Below are 16,603 nucleotides of genomic sequence, written 5' to 3'. Positions count from 1 at the left end.
GGAAAATTTAGTATATCAAAAATTAAAATTATAAAAGAATGAAACATAAGGGTCACTTAATTAGTTTTATATGGATTTTTTTATTGATATCATCATGTAATAAAATATCACATATTGAGAAAGATAAGCTAACTAAAAAAACATTTTATTTTATGGAGATAGGACGGAAAGATATATCTGAAGTGCAATTTCCCGATTATTGGAATATTCAAGCTTATAATGATATCGAAGCTCCACCAATAACTAAAGAAGCTCATTATTTCGAAGAAAAACTAAATGATTTAGATTATTTTGATTCAGTTAAAGGTCGATTGATAAAGACTAAAATTTATAATAATTTATTAACTAAAAAAAACCAAAAAATTGATTCATTGTTTGTTTTGGATTCTATTTCAAATAAAGACATCACTTTTGTTTATATCAAATCCTATAAAACCGAGAATGGTAATTATGAAATTCCTCCTACATTCCAAGATATTGATCTGCTTATTTTTTCAAAATCAAAGTTTAAAGAGAAAGTCAATATATATTCTTACCTAAATTATCCATATGCTGTCGGAATGAGACTTGGTTATCTAAATAATCAAGGAGATTTATATGTAAAGGAATTTGAAACAGATGAAGAAAAGACAACATTTGTGAAAGAAGAGCATATACAAATTTCTGAGGATGGAAATGTTAAATTAGTTTCGTCTGTTAAAAAACCTAAAATAAAAAACCTTGAAGAAATAATAGAAAACACAAAATATTCAATCGATTGGAAAGGTCATTATACAATAACAACCAAGGCAATCAGCCGATATGATAATCTAGAAATTGATTTACTTTACTCAATCACTGTTAAGTCCAATGATACCGCTATTTTAAGTATTGGAGCTGATAGCGTTCAGGATTACGGATGTGAGGGAAGTTTTAAATTAACAAATGAGAATGATATTTTACATGCTAAAGGAGGTAAATGCGACCCAGTTTACGAATTTGACTTTTTTCTTAAAAAAGAAAATGGAAAATATTATATAAAAAGCAAACAATTCTTAAATCCTGATTGGCAGATACTTAACAAAGATTTATAATTTTAGGAGGAACAAAGCAAGAAAAACTTTTTCAAGATTTAAATAAAAAATTCTTCAAATTTTAAAGTTTTATGAATCAAATGCATCTGCAATGATAGGTGAAAAAAACATAATTTTTGAAAACAAGGTGCTGAGCTTTTAGTAACAGAAAAATTTTAAACGAAATGAAAATATATATTATAGCATTCTTTTTATTATTCATAGGATGTGATTCTTCTGGACAAAAAAAAATGGTACAGATTGATAATAGATCTAAACTTCAAATAGATTCTTTAAAAGATGATTACCAAAGAGTCAACAAAAGTGATACAAAAGAAAATGAAAAAAAATATATTGCGAATTTCCCCAATGATTTTTCTCAGTTTCAAGAAACATTTGGATATGATGACAAGCTTGGAAAAGGGAAACCGCTGTACAACGAATCTTACGATTACATTAAGATGTTTTTTCAATGCTTAAAAAATAATCCTAAATTCATTAAGAAAGCTCTAGATATTTCCATTAATGCAAAATGGGATGTTGATGCTGAAAATTTCTTTCAAATGGAACTAGAAACCATGATCTCCAAAAACCCCAGCTTAATATGTGAGCAATTAAACAATTACTCTGATGAACAACAAAAAAGTATTTGGCACTTTATTGCTAATGGGGTAAAGAAAAAAACTGAAATTCCGCAATATTTGTTTAAGATCAAAAATTGTAATCCTAAAGCCTATTCAATCGCTATTGCAAATTTTTCCTCTCAAAGACTTCGAGATTATGATTCGCAGAATCTAAATTTGGACTCCTTATTAAAAGAACTTGCAGATAACTCCTACAAATTGATCTTTGAAAAAAAATGCGACCTCAATGGAGACGGTTTGCAAGATATTATATTGGTCGTCAGTATCAAAAAAGAGTTCACCCAAAACGATATAATAACATTAGATTCTCCTATTTATGTTTTGCTAAATAATGGAGACAAAACATATAAATCGTTAAGGAATAGGGATTTAATCTACACGTTTATGCCTAATACTCCTGCAGAAGGATTCAAGGACGTAGTTGTAAAAAATAATTACTTCACTATTGAACAGCAAGAAGGTGCTGGCTGGTTGTTTATCGACACATACACTACTTTTAAGTACGACATAACTAAAAAAGAAATTATTCTAAGCAAATATGGCAGATCTTTCACAGATAGAAGAGATCCCGATAAATCGATTCGTGACGAAATCTATACCAGCAAAGACTTTAAAACAATCAATTTTGAAAACGCTAATTCGGATGATTTAAAAAAGCTGAATCATTAACTCAGACTATAAATAGCCAGTTTAGAATAGATAATGCTCTGCTTCCACTTTTATAATGATACTAAGATGAAAAAACTATTGATCTTTCTATTTTTAATCGGAGTATTGACAACGTTCGGATTGACTGTAAATTCATGCTCAAAAACAGATAAACCAGATCATAAAAATCAGGTTGCCATTTCGAAAATTGATTCTTCATCACATGAAAAAGCGACTTATTTTCAAATGCCTTCACTTCAAAAATTAGCAGATCGATCTCCGATACTTAAGGCGGAAGCTTTTGGAAATGAAAATGAAGAAATCAGATATATTGTAGGCGATATTTTAATACTGTTAAGTGCTTCAGAAAATGATAATGAATTAAACTTGAAGTTTTGGCATCAGACTATACAATCCACAACAAAATCTTGTTAGATTTATGAATTTTATGGTAAAAGATACTTACAAAAATAAAGATGTTATGAACAATATATTGAAAGACTGTGTCAAAAATGTAGTCCTTGTTTCTTTACTGTTAATATTTGGTGTAAATGTCTATGAATGCAAAAAACAAGGTCAAAACATCAATGACAAAATAACAATCTCAGACGATTATTTAGAGCTCAACCTTGAAAAAATTAAAATTAATGAGAACGAAAAGAATATAATTTATGAACTGGGATCTTCAGTATTAAAAAATGTATTTATAAATTTAGATCTAGAAAAGGAATCAGCAATTTTAAAAATAGAAGATCAAGAAATTTTGATCGGTCTTAATTTTACTTATGACATTAATATTGAAGATGCTATTCAAGAAATTAAAATTCTTAAAAATAAAAATGGTAACATTATTTTTCTATTCCCAACAGCTACAGAAGAATATTTGACCTTTCAAATCCTAAAATACGATCAGCAAAACAAGATCTTTTCTGATGATCATTTTTATTTTGAAACACACGATGATATCAGAAACCTATATCTAAACTCCAAAGCAAGTTTATTCGAAAAAAACAATTCATATCTTCTCAAAATTGGAACTTTTCAATTCAAAGGAGCCTTCCAAATGATAAATACTTTTAAAAATGAAAAATGGGATGGTGTATATTATTATAATCCTTATAAAAGATGCGATTCTATAGGAAACTACTATATAGACATCAAGTCCGGTCATTCAGATTTTGGTTTTAGTGGAAACAGTTCATTCAGCTTTGATATAACCTATAAAGAGATCAATGATTCTTTACACTTATACAGAGCAGACGATTCCAAAGAAATAGGGAAAATATTTGAAGATAAGAATCAATTTTGGATTGAAAGTAACTTAGTGGAAAACAAAGAAGAAGCTACTAAAACAAATATTTTTCCACTTAAATATGCCAAATCTGCAGATGATATAGAATAGGTTTTTATTGTTTTGATGAAATATAAGAGTGGTATGCGAGAGTCTTTCATTTTGAAGAAGCAAAAATAGCTTCGTTCAATGGAAAATTAAATAAAGCATATCAGCAGTTATAAAAATGTCTTTGTAAAATAAATGTTAATCAGAACAAAAAAAATCCTGATGATACCACTGGAAAAGTGTTTCATCAGGATTAGACCTTTATTTTTTTAAGACTGGTGATTATTTTGCACCTGGCCAGATTCCATCATAAGCAGAATTACCATAATCGATTTTCTCTGCACTGATCACGAAGCTGACGAACATATTGTCCTCGTTCAAAGCATCATAATCTACTTCATGCTGGATCACATAACCGTTATCCCATTTCAAAGTCGTCAATGTACCTTCTTCGTGAGACTTGTTGAACGTTACTTCACCGCTTGTTGGCTTGTATTTCCCGTTCAGTAAGCTTTCCAAGATCCCGGAATCTTCTGTTGCTTCCACAGTGATCTTGATCAATGCGTTAGAAGGGTCAGATGCCACTCTTCCTGATACGTCGGTGTTTCTAGATACACCATAATTTAGCTTAAGAATTTTTTGTTCTGTTCCGCCGTTGAATTTTAATACGGCTCTTGAATTGTTTGCCATGATTTCTAAATTTTAAATATTAATAAATGATTTGTTTCTTACTTTTAATATACCAAAGATAGAACCACTGTTTTACATTCTGTGTAGTAGAATTACTACACTTTGTAGAGTTTTTGATTTTCGAATTAATTGATCGTCAATATTTTATTGAATGACAATCAAAATTAGACTTTAAAGATGTGTGATGATAAAGTGGATTTTATTGGATTACTGAGTTTTTAATATTGGTTTTAAAATTCAATTTGGTCAGATGATTTCGGATGTATTCACTTACCTGATATGATGAGAAGTCTTAAACTCATTCAACATGCAAGTGCAGGATACCGCAAGAATTCAAAATGTATATTTTTATAAAGTTGAAAATAAAGCCCTTTATTAGCTTTATTAAAAATCCAATTATGAAATTTAAAAACAACTTTATATTATCTCTATTTGCTCTTTTTATATTTTCATCAACTGTAAAAAGTCAAGACGTTTGGCCGGACGGAACCAAAATCGACAAATGGTTTAAAGAAAACAAACCAACAGACATCAACAAATTAGGCAAAAAATACATTCTTACTGCCAATGGAATGAAGAACGACAGCACGATTCTTCAGACAAAAGAACTTCAGGCAATCATTGATTTGGCGGCTAAAAATGGTGGTGGAGTTGTGGTGGTACCGAAAGGAACATTCCTTATCAGTTCAGTTTTCTTCAAGCAGGGAACGCATTTGCATCTGGAAAATGGAGCAAAACTTAAAGGAAGCGACGATATCAATGATTTTTTCAAGTTTGGCTATTTTGTTGTTTTTGATGTCCCGGAAATACCAAAGCGTATCTATCACTTCTCCGACAGTCATTTTCATCCCGTATTTTTTATCCAGATCCCACATCAGATTTACGGTCTTTGTTGATGCTTCGTAATGCGGTCTTCTTCTCATTCCCCAAGTGAAAGGATTAAGATAGAGTAGCATTGGAAGAAAGATTAAAACAATAAAGATGATGGTCAATAGTTTTTTCATTTTTTGATAATAAATTCAAAACTACGAATTATCTAAAATTTAAGTTATTTTAATTGATCCCAATCTTATTATGAACACAATCTATAAAAATGCTATTGTTAAGAAAGATCTTGTTGCCGAGCATTCCAGACATTCCGGAGAATTTCATCAATGAAAATTGAGCGTTCGAAAAACCTTCCACGTAAGTCACTTCTTTAACTGGAATTTCTATGCCTTTAAATCCGATTTTCTCATTACAATTAGCGGTGTAAGTTGTCAGAATATTATTCCAACTTCTAGATTTCTCAATCTTTACTTTGGAATTTTTAGATTTTAATTTTTGCCATTCCTCTTTGTAGGTTAGTAATTCGAAAGCGCTGGTCCCGGAGTCGTAGAGGAATTTACGTTCTTCGCCTTTCAAAATTCCGGGAATAATGATCTTTCTCTTTTTGAATTTGAAATCGATATAATTACTTTTGACATTTTCCGGAACCTTACAAACATTTAGAACAACCTTATTTTCTTTAAAATTAATCAGTGTTTTTCTATCTTCTAGGATATCCGCACCAAGCGTTCCGATGATCTTTATCGAATCATTTTTGTCGCCTTTTTCAGTTTTGAAGAGCTTGAATTGATCTGACGAAATTTCGGTTTTTCCAATAGAGAATAAAGTGTTTGCGCGATTACTATTGGAACTGATCTCTCGGATACCTTTTATCGAATTAGAATAAAACATCGTGTAAGGTGATCCAGTGTCAAATTGAAGATAATAAGTTTCCTGATTTCCTTTGAAATGGATAGGCAAGAGCAAAACATTTTTCTCATTTCCAAGCCAGTTGATCGGGATGTTTCCGCTTTCGTTTTTTACTGTTAAATAATTTTTTTCCGGCGTAAATTTCTGGTCAAAGTAAATGTAACCGCTGGCTAAAATTAAAATCAAAGCAGTTAAAAATCCAATCGCGATTTTCTTGAATAATTTCATTGTCAAAATTTTTCTGCAAGATTCGGATTTTGAAATGTTATTCTTGCTGAAAATGATATGACAATCTTACGTCAGTTTATGACTTTGCTTATAAGAAGTTGGTTTTCAGTTTGATACTAAGCTCATGACGTTTGTTCAGACTGATTCCATTTTTGAATATGATGAACATTTTTACAACAATAAATAAGATCAATGGAATTAAGAAAAGTGGAAATTTAATAGAAATTGCTTTTTGAATGAACGGCGAAATGATCATTAAGATAGAAACTACAGCTGCCAACACGATCTGAAGAGAAATGATATTTTTCCCCAACTCTCTATTGACGGGATCTTTCGTTTTATAAGTCAAGATGGCTGGAAAAATAATGCCGCCGAATGGAATGATCAATCCAGACAATGCTGAAAGATTAATGAGTTTCGCTCTGTTAAGATCTATAGATTCCTCAGTGCTTGAAAATAAATCTTCCGGATCCAAGTCCAGCGCTTTTGCAATAGCTTTTAAAGTAAAACCTTTTGGGATGTTTCCTGACTCAATTCTTTGGATGGTGCGCAACGAAAGTCCAGATTTCTCCGCCAACTCGGTCTGAGTTAGATTTTTGGCTTCGCGAAGGGTTTTGAGGTTGGCCATTATTGACAAATTAAATTTTATCCAAAGCAATTCTCTTCTCCTTAGACCTTAAAAATTGGGTAGGAGAGAAACCTGTTATTTTCTTGAATTGATTGGATAGATGCTGCACACTTTTATATCCAAGCTTCAAAGAAATTTCTGTCAGATTGAATTCCTTATAAAGCAAAAGTTCTTTCACCTTTTCTATTTTTTGAAGGATGAAATATTGCTCCAGCGTCACATTCTCATTTTGTGAAAATAGTTTGGAAATGGCGCTGTAATCTTTGTTTAATGCTAAACTTAAGTATTCTGTCAAGACAAAATCTTCTGCAATGTCTTCCTCCGCAATTTTTTGGATGATCAGGTTTTTGATCTTCTCAATTTGTTTTTTGGATGAGTCTTCCAGGATTTCAAAACCAGTAGACTTTAATTGAGAATTCAGGTTTTGCAGAACTTGAGTGGAAATTTCATTCTTAGTTTCAACTTCACCAAGGTCGATGTCGGAGATTTCAATCTCAAGCTTATCAAAAATAGCCTGAACAGCATAGATACAACGGTTGCAAACCATATTTTTGATAGAGATCTTCATAGTTCAAATTTAGTCAAAATCCGGATATGAAAAAAGCACCACAATTTGTGATGCTTTTGTAAGAATTGATATCGAATTTAATTATTTGATGATCAATTTGGTATTTGATTTTTTACCTTCAGACTGTTGTGTGATGATGTAAACGCCAGACTGTAGGTTGGTATTGATCTCGTTTTTACCTTTGTTCACGATAGCAGAATGAACTACTTTTCCGCTTAGGTCTTGGATCACGATGTTTCCTGCGTTTTCAGTTTCCAGGAAGAAATGGTTTTTGCTCGGGTTCGGATAGATTTTCATCGTTGATTTTGAAACATCTGAAACAGCCAATGACTCTGCGCAGTTGTAAGGTTTGAAAGTAACTGTATTTGGATTCAAACTTCCGATGACAGATTGTACCATTGTGTCATTAGAAAGTTCATCTTCTCGCCAGCAATTTCCGATCGCGTTTACGAGATTAGGTGTATTGTTGAAGAAAGCAACCGTATTTCCTGAATTTCCGTTGTTTTTAAAGATATTGTTCCCAGGGTCTTCCACTATTCCAAGGTCTATTATAGCATTGCTCAATACGGTGATTCCCCACAGGTTTCCACGGATCTGGTTGTTTCTGACAATCACTTTTTGAGTTCCTGTCAGAGATATTCCGCTTCCTCCAAGGTTTGGATTGTTCTCCGTATTATTATTTTCGATAATGTTATTGATGATGATTCCACTGCTTCCTCCGCCTTGATGCGTAATTCCGTAGCGGTTATCTTTCACTGTATTGCCCTGAATTCGGAATCTGTTGGTGCCGCCCAAAAGTCCTGAAACCGAAATTCCACCGGCTCTCAAAATTGCTCTGTTTCCAGTGACGACGTTGTTTAATACTCTGGTGGAATCTACACCACCAGGTCCCATATTGATCTGAGGGTAGTTGCCGTTGTCTGTATTGTTACCATAGAAATAGTTGTTGATTATATCAATAGAGACTGTTCCTGAAGCCCCTGAATTGATACCAGCCCTTGAGTTTTCCAAAAATTGTGAATTCTTGACAACGTGTCCAGTTCCCTGAAACAGAGCTAATGCTGCACTGCTAGCAAGATTGGTAGAGCCAGAGTTGTTATTTTTATAAAGAATACAATTATCCATCAGGAAAGGTGTCGCGGTAAGTACACGTACGCCACCGCCGTATTCTATTCTGGTATTTTTCATCTCGGCCAAAGATCCTTCCTCGAATCGGATTCCTCTGTAAGGTGCAGCAATATCACTAGCTGTAATTGTGAAGTTGCCCGCTGTTGTCTTATATTCCCCATAAACAAATATCGCAACACCAGAATTGACTTTCAACGTCGTATCTTCACTTATCGTGAGTTTGTCGGTCGCAGAAAGCGTAAGGTCGGCGGTCAAGGTATAACCTGTTCCATTGTTTACCAAAACGGTTGGCGCCGCGGCGGACAAGCTGGCTAAAGTATAGCTTGTACCGTTACCCGGAGATGAGAACTGAGCGTTTGCAAATGCACAGAACGACACCAATAAAAGAGTCATTTTTCTCATAAATATAAATTTTTTGAATTTCAAATTTATCAATGTATTTTGTCTTTAACATAATATATTTGTAAAAAATTACTAAAATGTATTCAGAATTAATAGCAGGAACGATGCGTTGGGGCGTTTGGGGCGCTGATCTTTCCGAGAGAAAAGTACAGGAATTGATAGAGGCTTGTCTTGATGAAGGGATCACTACCTTCGATCACGCCGATATTTACGGAGGTCATACGACGGAAGAACTTTTCGGGAATGCCTGGAAAGAAATGAATATGGATAGAAGCCAGGTCCAATTCATTTCAAAATGTGGAATTGTGATGAATTCTGAGAAAAAACCATCACCGCTTAAATATTACAACTACGATTCTTATTATATTTTGAATTGTGTTGATGAAAGTCTCACTAATTTAAAAACAGATTACCTAGATCTTCTGCTGTTACACCGTCCTTCGCCTTTGTTGGATCCGGAAAAAGCGGCCAAGGTTTTTGAAACTTTAAAGTCCCAAGGCAAAGTGAAAGAATTTGGTGTGAGTAATTTTTCCGTTTCTCAATTCGAATTATTGAATCAATATTTTCCATTAACAACAAATCAAATCGAAGTTTCTGTCAATCATCTGGATTCTTTTTATAATGGAACTTTAGATCAGTTGATGGTGAAAGGTCTGAGACCAATGGCGTGGTCTGTGATGGGAAATTACTTCTCGGAAAAAACCGATCAGAATATCGTTATTTCAAATGTTCTGAAAGAACTCTGCGAGAAATATAATATGGAGGAAAACCAACTTCTTTTAGCATTCATTTTGAAACATCCCGCCAATATAATTCCTGTGATCGGCACTTCGAAAGCCGCAACAATCAGACAGTTGAAAAATTCATTAATGATTGATTTTGAAGCAATAGACTGGTTCAAAATCCTTGAAGCAAGCCGCGGAATAGAGGTGGATTAACTATTTTTAAATTCTTTTGAAAATTAATTGGAAAGTTTCTAATTATTCGAAAATAATTGTAAATTGCACCAAATTATATTTGAAATCAATAATCTTCTTTTGTTGTTTTTCCTTATATAATATTAAAAAACAACAGTTAACTTAATTTTTTTTAAAATGAACATTTTTGTTTCAAACATCAATTACGCAACTAAAGATTATCAGTTGCAAGAATTATTCGAAGAATTTGGAGAAGTAACTTCTGCAAAAATTATTACTGACAGAGACACTGGGAGATCAAAAGGATTTGGTTTCGTAGAAATGGGAGACGAAGAAGGAAAACAAGCATTAGATGCTTTAAATCAGAAAGAATTTAACGGTAAAATACTAAATGTTACCGAGGCTAGACCAAGAGAAGAGAAACCAAGAAGATCTTTCGATAACAACCGTGGAGGTGGTAACAGCCGTGGAGGTGGTTACGGTGGTGGAGAAAACCGTGGAGGCGGTGGAGGCGGCCGTTGGTAATATCCCTTAACAGAACGAACAAGAAAGCGATCTATTTTTAGATCGCTTTTTTTTATGCTTTTATAATTCAAATACTTTTATATCAGCTTAATCTGAACCGTCAGCTTGATCCAGAGAAGAAACATTCCTAGAATTCTATTTTTTCTTGATCAACAAATAAGCATCATCAAAACTGAGCGTTGTTGAGGAATTTTCCTTGTTTTTTTCTATGATCAGATTTCCAAGCGTTATTTTGAGATGATACTTTTCCAAGTCAGCTTCCATCGCCATTTCCGGCAGGTTTATTTTTCCGATCTTACCCTTGTATTTGGTCTTTAGATCTTTGATCAATGCTGAAAAATCGGCTTCTTCGTTAGCGTTTAACATCACTTTGAATTGAGGTTCCTCATCTGTGATCCTGTCGAAGATCTCAAAAGTATCCTGTCCAATCGTTTTTTTTCTGTGATTGTATCGGTTGAAGTAGAATACATAGTCGTAATCGCCAATTGCGATAATTTCTTGGGCAGAGATCAATTCCAATCTTTCATATTCCGAAGTTGATCTGTCGGTCTTTTTGATATTAGAAAATTGTTCTTTTACACTGTAATAGACCGAATATGAATTGTCTGCATCATCGATTTTTTTTGCTAATTCTTTTTGTTTTTTAGGGTCAATTAATTTTAATAGAGATCCAGACTCATTTCGGTCGGTCAAAAATTCAAACTTGTTCGCAATTTCCGTCGCTGTGCTGTCAACAATCCTTCTTGTGAAATCGATTTTTTGACTTTTATCGAGTAACTTATTTTTAGTAAGGATTTGAAGTAATTGATTTTTCTGACTCCGTTGCGCCACAGAAAATGTGTTGAGAAAAGGAAAGACCAATGCAAACAATCCGAAAGCAAAAAGACTTTTCGGAATGAATTTGATACTCGCATTTTTATTAATGATAAAATAGAAAACAACGGTCGCCAACCAAACTGAAAGTAACACGACAAAGTATCTTGGTTCCGTGTAGCCATATTCCAAGATCCTGGTAAAAATGGCGGTAAAAAGTAATATTAATAACGGAATTAATGTAAAATAGAAGATCTTCGAAAACATCTTGACCCAAGATTTCGCCGAATTTTCTTTCAAAGGATGAACCAGCAATATTGCCAAAATCCCGACAACCGAGTAGGCGAGAACGAGATACGAAACCCAACCTCTTGGTAATTCCCAATTGATGAGGATCTTCGCTGAATAAAAATATAAAATAACGACGTATATAATAAGAAGTGGAATCAGAATATACTGCGTGAAGAATTTCAAAACAACAGGATAACTGCCTTCTTTTTCCAAGTATTCCAGACCTTTTTCATTGAAAAGTAAAAAAATAAAACTACTTCCAAATATGGCTAAAAGGTAGAAAACCTTGAGGTAAATCCTATCATTAAAATTAAAATCAAAAAGCTGGTCAACGGCAACGATCGCCAATTCGACTCCGCCGGTCAAAACGCCTGTGAAAACTGCAGTCAGGAAAATATTGATGAAGAGATTTTTGTTGTATTGCCAAAAATCCATCTCGGTCTTCTTCCTGAAAAAGGCAGCAAATGAAACAAAAAGATGCGATAAAACGAAAGCCGGAACAAGCATAAATGCATAGACTTCCGTGAAATCTTTTTGTAGTCTAGGCAAGAGAAAGTAGAATCCAATTAAGAAAAGGATTCCGCCAAGTTCCAGCAAGATCTGTTTCCCAATTCTCTGCGAAAGGATCTTCAAACCAAACATCAACGAAATTCCCAGGGAGAAAACCAAGGTCAATTTGGTCAAATTGAAAACTTTTTCACTGGAGCGAAAATCATCTTCTGCGATGAACATCAGGCAAATCGAAGCTGCCAAAGCCATCAGTAGTACTAATGGAAACTGACGAATGGCATAGACCGCTTTCCCGAATATCTCGCTTATTTTTTGGTTCATGGTATTTATGTTTTTTTATAAAGAACTAAAGTTACTTGTTCTTCTTTTTACCTTTTTTCTTTTCCTTTTTGTCTTTCTTCTTAGATTTTTTCTCACCAGTGATTTCTTTGATAAACTCCTGGATGTGATTTTCTTCTTCGATGTTTTCTTTCAGTGAGGTTTTCTTGCTGTTTCCTTCCGTGAATGGTTCAAAATCTTTTGTTTCAAGGTATTTTTCATCAACCAAAACTTTCAAAAGTTCAGCTCCTGAGTTGTCGAAATAATTTTCCAAAAATCGTTTCAAGACAAAATTTTTATAATCATCAAAACCGATAGATGGTGAGTACAGATATATTCTGCCTTGCTTTTCTGTCGCTAAATAATGCTTCTCGACCAGAATTTTAAGGAAGGTTGAAACAGTATTTTGATGGGGTTTTGGTTCCGGATAGATGTCCATCAATTCACGAAAGTAGATTTGACCTTTGTGCCAGATCAACTGCATTATTTCTTCCTCGGAAGGTGTTAACGTTTGTAACATCATAAAAATAATATTTTTAGAAAATAATGGCTTTTACCATTATAAGATAAATTAAAGATACAAAAATCGCAATGGCGCCACCGGAAAAAACTTCTTTTGGTGTATGTCGTTTCAGAATTACACGGGTAATTCCGATTAATATCGATAACAAAAACCAAAAAATTCCAATTACGGGTTCAATAGTAAAAAACAAAGCCGCAACATAGATATTGAGACTCGTATGCATCGAACTTTTGATGAAAAAATTACTGATCTGCATTAATATCAATAGAATACAAAGCATAAAGATCGCCCAGTCCATTTCCTTGTGAAGGTAAAAATCGACTGCTAAAAAAATGATGGTTGCAATAATAATGAAGATGTAGAGCGAATGACGCTGTTTCCGGTTCGAAACATCCATATTCGTGTAGGTCCCGTTTTTTACATTTCTGTATATCCAGAGCGCGACTGGAATGATTAATAAAAGCAAAATCGGTAAAAACTTTGCAGATGCCTGTTCCCAAGTGTAATTCTTGTAACTGTAGTAAAAAAAGTAGATGACCAGAGAAACCAGCGGGTTGAAGAAATTCGAAATGACTTTCGACAGGTTGAGAATAATTGGGTTTTTGATTTCCATTCAGAAAAATTTCGACTTCAATATACAAATTTTATCAATTTTCACAAACTTCTGGGTTTAATTAAATTTAATCGTAATGCAATCGATTGCAACTTTGGACGTTAATTTATTGTCATGATTTTCTAATTGAAAAAAATATGATAATATGCATACAATAAGGAAAGATTTTTTTTCTTATTTTTGCTACATATTTCGAAATTACAATGAAAGAATTTTCAAAAGAAGTCTACCTTAAATGGTATGAAGAAATGACGATGTGGAGAAGGTTTGAAGACAAATGCCGTTCTCTTTATCTTAAACAGAAAATCAGAGGTTTCTTACACCTTTATAACGGTCAGGAAGCTATTCCAGCAGGTTTTACCCACGCAATGGACCTTTCCAAAGACAGTATGATCACTGCATACAGATGTCACATCCACCCAATGGCGATGGGCGTTGACCCAAAAAGAATCATGGCAGAACTTTGTGGAAAAGCTACAGGAACATCTCAAGGTATGGGAGGTTCTATGCACATTTTCAGCAAAGAACACCGTTTCTATGGTGGTCATGGTATCGTTGGTGGTCAGATCCCTTTAGGAGCAGGTATTGCTTTTGGAGACAAATATTTTGACAGAAAAGCGGTTAACATCTGTTTTATGGGAGATGGTGCTGTACGTCAAGGTGCGCTTCACGAGACTTTCAATATGGCAATGAACTGGAAACTTCCTGTGGTATTCGTTTGTGAGAACAACGGTTACGCAATGGGAACTTCTGTGAAAAGAACTGCCAACCACGAAGATATTTATAAATTAGGATTAGGTTACGAGATGCCTTGTCTTCCTGTAGATGCGATGGATCCAGAGAAAGTGGCGGAAGCTGCTTACGAAGCGATCGAAAGAGCAAGAAGAGGAGACGGACCAACTTTCATCGAGGCTAGAACTTACCGTTACAGAGGTCACTCTATGTCAGATGCTGAACCTTACAGATCCAAAGACGAAGTGGCACAATACAAATTGGAAGATCCGATCGAGATTGTGAAACACAGAATTTTTGAGAACAAATGGGCGACTCAAGAAGAATTGGACGCTTTGGAAGAAAAATCAAGAGCTTTCGTAGAGGAGTGTGTTGAGTTTATGGAAGAATCTCCATATCCAGACGCTTCTAAACTTTACGATTATGTATATTCCACTCCGGATTATCCATTCATCAACAAATTAGAGAATAATTAATTTTATAAAAAAAATTATGGCAGAAGTAATTACGATGCCCCGTTTGTCGGATACGATGACGGAAGGCAAAGTTTCAAAATGGCACAAAAAAGTTGGTGACACTGTAAAAGAAGGTGATATTCTTGCAGAGATCGAAACAGATAAAGCAGTTCAGGATTTTGAATCGGAGATCAACGGAACACTTCTATTCGTAGGCGTAGAAGAAGGTGCTGCGGCGCCAGTGGATTCTATTTTGGCAATCATCGGTAAAGAAGGAGAAGATATTTCTTCTTTGACCAATGGCGGAGGTGCAAAACCAGAAGCTGCTGCTGAAAGCAAATCTGAAGAAGAATCCAAAACGCAAGGCGAATCTACATCTGTAGAAACGGCTGACGAAGGTTCATCTTCTGATATTCCTGAAGGTGTAGAGGTGATCACAATGCCTCGTCTTTCTGATACAATGACCGAAGGTAAAGTTGCCAAATGGCAAAAGAACGTAGGTGATACCGTAAAAGAAGGTGACATCCTTGCTGAAATCGAAACTGATAAAGCTGTTCAGGATTTCGAATCTGAAGTGAACGGAACTTTATTATACCAAGGTGTTGCTGAAGGCGACGCTGCGGAAGTTGATAAGATCTTAGCAATCATCGGACCTGCAGGAACAGATGTTTCTGGTGTGGTTTCCGGTGGTGGTAAAAAAACAGCTGCTCCAAAAGCAGAAGCAAAAACCGAAACTAAGTCTGAAGATAAAAAAGAAGAAGCGCCAGTAGCTGCATCTTCTACAGGCGAAAGAATCGCAATCTCTCCTTTGGCTAAGAAAATTGCTGAAGATAAAGGAGTCGATTTCTCAGCTATCAAAGGTTCTGGGGAGAACGGAAGAATCGTGAAAAAAGATGTTGAAAATTATCAGCCGTCTGCAAAACCAGCAGCTGCAGCTTCAGCTCCGAAAGCGGTTTTTGCTCAGCCAAGTGTAGCTTTCACACCAGGAGAAGATTCTGAAACTGTGAATTCTCAAATGAGAAACATCATCGCTAAGAGATTGGGTGAAAGTAAATTCACTGCGCCACATTATTATCTGACTGTTGAGATCAACATGGATAAGGCGATCGAAGCGAGAAAAGAAATGAACGCTGTGCCAGACACCAAAGTATCTTTCAACGATATGGTGATCAAAGCGGTTGCAGTAGCTCTTAGAAAACATCCACAGGTTAATTCTTCTTGGGCAGGTGACAAGATCATCCACCACGGGAATATCAACGTTGGGGTAGCAGTAGCTGTTCCAGACGGATTGGTAGTTCCAGTATTGAAGAATACAGACTTTATGTCTTACAACGATATCTCTGCATCTGTGAAAGACATGGCTGGAAGAGCGAAAACAAAAGCGCTTAAAGCCAACGAAATGGAAGGTTCTACTTTCTCTGTTTCAAATCTTGGAATGTTCGGGATTGAAACGTTTACATCGATCATCAATCAACCGAATTCTGCGATCTTATCTGTAGGAGCAATCGTTGAGAAACCGATTGTGAAAAACGGACAGATCGTTGTTGGAAACACCATGAAATTATCATTGGCTTGTGACCACAGAGTAATTGATGGCGCAACAGGAGCTCAGTTCTTGCAAACGCTGAGAACTTACCTGGAAAGTCCATTGACGCTTTTATTAGGATAAAAACTTGTTCGAAATATTTTATAAAACCTTTCAATTCTGTTGAAAGGTTTTTTTTGTTTCTGAATTTGAATTTTTAGAGATTTGTATTTAGGCTGTAATTTGAATCAAATTAAAACAAACAGATTGTTTATGTAAAACCACAACTTGTATTTGGTTTAATCAGGTTGTTTAGA

The 16,603-nt window shown here is 34.6% G+C and carries 17 protein-coding genes; 9 read left to right on the top strand and 8 right to left on the bottom strand.

From position 1 onward, the window contains the following. The first annotated feature begins 38 nt into the window (after window positions 1–38). The 4 genes from AXA65_RS02305 (at window position 39) to AXA65_RS02290 (ending at window position 3,746) form a co-directional block, all read left to right on the top strand. Entirely contained in the window at window positions 39–1,073 is a 1,035-nt protein-coding gene (locus tag AXA65_RS02305; RefSeq protein ID WP_063968522.1) for a hypothetical protein, read from the top strand. 164 nt (window positions 1,074–1,237) lie between these two features. Further along, window positions 1,238–2,365, top strand: a complete 1,128-nt coding sequence (locus AXA65_RS02300; RefSeq protein WP_063968521.1) for a hypothetical protein — start codon at window positions 1,238–1,240, stop codon at window positions 2,363–2,365. A gap of 66 nt (window positions 2,366–2,431) precedes the next feature. Further along, window positions 2,432–2,779: a hypothetical protein gene (locus tag AXA65_RS02295; RefSeq protein WP_063968520.1), complete on the top strand. Its 348-nt coding sequence runs from the start codon at window positions 2,432–2,434 to the stop codon at window positions 2,777–2,779. A gap of 13 nt (window positions 2,780–2,792) precedes the next feature. Then, window positions 2,793–3,746 carry a hypothetical protein gene (locus tag AXA65_RS02290; RefSeq protein ID WP_063968519.1) on the top strand — a complete coding sequence of 318 codons (954 nt, stop codon included), beginning with the start codon at window positions 2,793–2,795 and terminating at the stop codon, window positions 3,744–3,746. A 219-nt stretch (window positions 3,747–3,965) separates the two neighbouring features. Here AXA65_RS02290 and tssD read toward each other — a convergent pair whose 3' ends face one another. After that, a complete protein-coding gene (gene tssD / locus AXA65_RS02285) occupies window positions 3,966–4,373 on the bottom strand; it encodes a type VI secretion system tube protein TssD (RefSeq protein ID WP_063968518.1) in 408 nt (135 codons plus the stop codon). A 398-nt stretch (window positions 4,374–4,771) separates the two neighbouring features. Between tssD and AXA65_RS02280 the strand changes: the two genes are divergently transcribed. After that, window positions 4,772–5,269: a glycosyl hydrolase family 28-related protein gene (locus AXA65_RS02280; RefSeq protein WP_063968517.1), complete on the top strand. Its 498-nt coding sequence runs from the start codon at window positions 4,772–4,774 to the stop codon at window positions 5,267–5,269. A gap of 157 nt (window positions 5,270–5,426) precedes the next feature. On the opposite strand, the gene AXA65_RS02275 is transcribed toward AXA65_RS02280, so the two are convergent. From AXA65_RS02275 to AXA65_RS02260, 4 genes are all read right to left on the bottom strand, one after another. Then, window positions 5,427–6,338, bottom strand: coding sequence for a hypothetical protein (locus AXA65_RS02275; protein WP_063968516.1), 912 nt, complete (start codon window positions 6,336–6,338; stop codon window positions 5,427–5,429). 88 nt (window positions 6,339–6,426) lie between these two features. Then, complete coding sequence (locus AXA65_RS02270) at window positions 6,427–6,966, bottom strand: helix-turn-helix domain-containing protein (protein ID WP_063968515.1); 540 nt, start codon at window positions 6,964–6,966, stop codon at window positions 6,427–6,429. 10 nt (window positions 6,967–6,976) lie between these two features. Beyond that, entirely contained in the window at window positions 6,977–7,534 is a 558-nt protein-coding gene (locus AXA65_RS02265; RefSeq protein ID WP_063968514.1) for a helix-turn-helix domain-containing protein, read from the bottom strand. Between the two features lie 81 nt (window positions 7,535–7,615). Next, window positions 7,616–9,064, bottom strand: coding sequence for a T9SS type A sorting domain-containing protein (locus tag AXA65_RS02260; RefSeq protein ID WP_063968513.1), 1,449 nt, complete (start codon window positions 9,062–9,064; stop codon window positions 7,616–7,618). 77 nt (window positions 9,065–9,141) lie between these two features. Between AXA65_RS02260 and AXA65_RS02255 the strand changes: the two genes are divergently transcribed. Then, a complete protein-coding gene (locus tag AXA65_RS02255) occupies window positions 9,142–10,002 on the top strand; it encodes an aldo/keto reductase family oxidoreductase (protein ID WP_063968512.1) in 861 nt (286 codons plus the stop codon). Between the two features lie 156 nt (window positions 10,003–10,158). Continuing rightward, a complete protein-coding gene (locus AXA65_RS02250; protein ID WP_063968511.1) occupies window positions 10,159–10,506 on the top strand; it encodes an RNA recognition motif domain-containing protein in 348 nt (115 codons plus the stop codon). Between the two features lie 135 nt (window positions 10,507–10,641). Here AXA65_RS02250 and AXA65_RS02245 read toward each other — a convergent pair whose 3' ends face one another. The 3 genes from AXA65_RS02245 to AXA65_RS02235 are packed head-to-tail and all read right to left on the bottom strand — an operon-like array spanning window position 10,642 to window position 13,574. After that, window positions 10,642–12,441, bottom strand: coding sequence for a DUF4153 domain-containing protein (locus AXA65_RS02245; protein WP_063968510.1), 1,800 nt, complete (start codon window positions 12,439–12,441; stop codon window positions 10,642–10,644). A gap of 31 nt (window positions 12,442–12,472) precedes the next feature. After that, window positions 12,473–12,961, bottom strand: a complete 489-nt coding sequence (locus tag AXA65_RS02240) for a BlaI/MecI/CopY family transcriptional regulator (protein WP_063968509.1) — start codon at window positions 12,959–12,961, stop codon at window positions 12,473–12,475. Window positions 12,962–12,974: 13 nt separating this feature from the next. Beyond that, window positions 12,975–13,574, bottom strand: coding sequence for a phosphatase PAP2 family protein (locus AXA65_RS02235; protein WP_086048040.1), 600 nt, complete (start codon window positions 13,572–13,574; stop codon window positions 12,975–12,977). A 203-nt stretch (window positions 13,575–13,777) separates the two neighbouring features. Between AXA65_RS02235 and pdhA the strand changes: the two genes are divergently transcribed. Further along, window positions 13,778–14,782, top strand: a complete 1,005-nt coding sequence (pdhA, locus tag AXA65_RS02230) for a pyruvate dehydrogenase (acetyl-transferring) E1 component subunit alpha (RefSeq protein ID WP_063968508.1) — start codon at window positions 13,778–13,780, stop codon at window positions 14,780–14,782. Between the two features lie 16 nt (window positions 14,783–14,798). Further along, window positions 14,799–16,430: a pyruvate dehydrogenase complex dihydrolipoamide acetyltransferase gene (locus AXA65_RS02225; RefSeq protein ID WP_063968507.1), complete on the top strand. Its 1,632-nt coding sequence runs from the start codon at window positions 14,799–14,801 to the stop codon at window positions 16,428–16,430. The last annotated feature ends 173 nt before the right edge of the window (window positions 16,431–16,603 follow it).

Origin of the sequence: Chryseobacterium sp. FP211-J200, from assembly GCF_001643375.1 — a bacterium.
Classification (GTDB): Bacteria; Bacteroidota; Bacteroidia; order Flavobacteriales; family Weeksellaceae; genus Epilithonimonas; species Epilithonimonas ginsengisoli.
This window is presented reverse-complemented; position numbering and strand designations above follow the sequence as displayed.

Bases quoted from the DNA above. Each gene is read 5' to 3' on its own strand.
- AXA65_RS02305 (WP_063968522.1), top strand. From the start codon at position 39: ATGAAACATAAGGGTCACTTAATTAGTTTTATATGGATTTTTTTATTG.
- AXA65_RS02300 (WP_063968521.1), top strand. From the start codon at position 1,238: ATGAAAATATATATTATAGCATTCTTTTTATTATTCATAGGATGTGAT.
- AXA65_RS02295 (WP_063968520.1), top strand. From the start codon at position 2,432: ATGAAAAAACTATTGATCTTTCTATTTTTAATCGGAGTATTGACAACG.
- AXA65_RS02290 (WP_063968519.1), top strand. From the start codon at position 2,793: ATGGTAAAAGATACTTACAAAAATAAAGATGTTATGAACAATATATTG.
- tssD (WP_063968518.1), bottom strand. From the start codon at position 4,373: ATGGCAAACAATTCAAGAGCCGTATTAAAATTCAACGGCGGAACAGAA.
- AXA65_RS02280 (WP_063968517.1), top strand. From the start codon at position 4,772: ATGAAATTTAAAAACAACTTTATATTATCTCTATTTGCTCTTTTTATA.
- AXA65_RS02275 (WP_063968516.1), bottom strand. From the start codon at position 6,338: ATGAAATTATTCAAGAAAATCGCGATTGGATTTTTAACTGCTTTGATT.
- AXA65_RS02270 (WP_063968515.1), bottom strand. From the start codon at position 6,966: ATGGCCAACCTCAAAACCCTTCGCGAAGCCAAAAATCTAACTCAGACC.
- AXA65_RS02265 (WP_063968514.1), bottom strand. From the start codon at position 7,534: ATGAAGATCTCTATCAAAAATATGGTTTGCAACCGTTGTATCTATGCT.
- AXA65_RS02260 (WP_063968513.1), bottom strand. From the start codon at position 9,064: ATGAGAAAAATGACTCTTTTATTGGTGTCGTTCTGTGCATTTGCAAAC.
- AXA65_RS02255 (WP_063968512.1), top strand. From the start codon at position 9,142: ATGTATTCAGAATTAATAGCAGGAACGATGCGTTGGGGCGTTTGGGGC.
- AXA65_RS02250 (WP_063968511.1), top strand. From the start codon at position 10,159: ATGAACATTTTTGTTTCAAACATCAATTACGCAACTAAAGATTATCAG.
- AXA65_RS02245 (WP_063968510.1), bottom strand. From the start codon at position 12,441: ATGAACCAAAAAATAAGCGAGATATTCGGGAAAGCGGTCTATGCCATT.
- AXA65_RS02240 (WP_063968509.1), bottom strand. From the start codon at position 12,961: ATGATGTTACAAACGTTAACACCTTCCGAGGAAGAAATAATGCAGTTG.
- AXA65_RS02235 (WP_086048040.1), bottom strand. From the start codon at position 13,574: ATGGAAATCAAAAACCCAATTATTCTCAACCTGTCGAAAGTCATTTCG.
- pdhA (WP_063968508.1), top strand. From the start codon at position 13,778: ATGAAAGAATTTTCAAAAGAAGTCTACCTTAAATGGTATGAAGAAATG.
- AXA65_RS02225 (WP_063968507.1), top strand. From the start codon at position 14,799: ATGGCAGAAGTAATTACGATGCCCCGTTTGTCGGATACGATGACGGAA.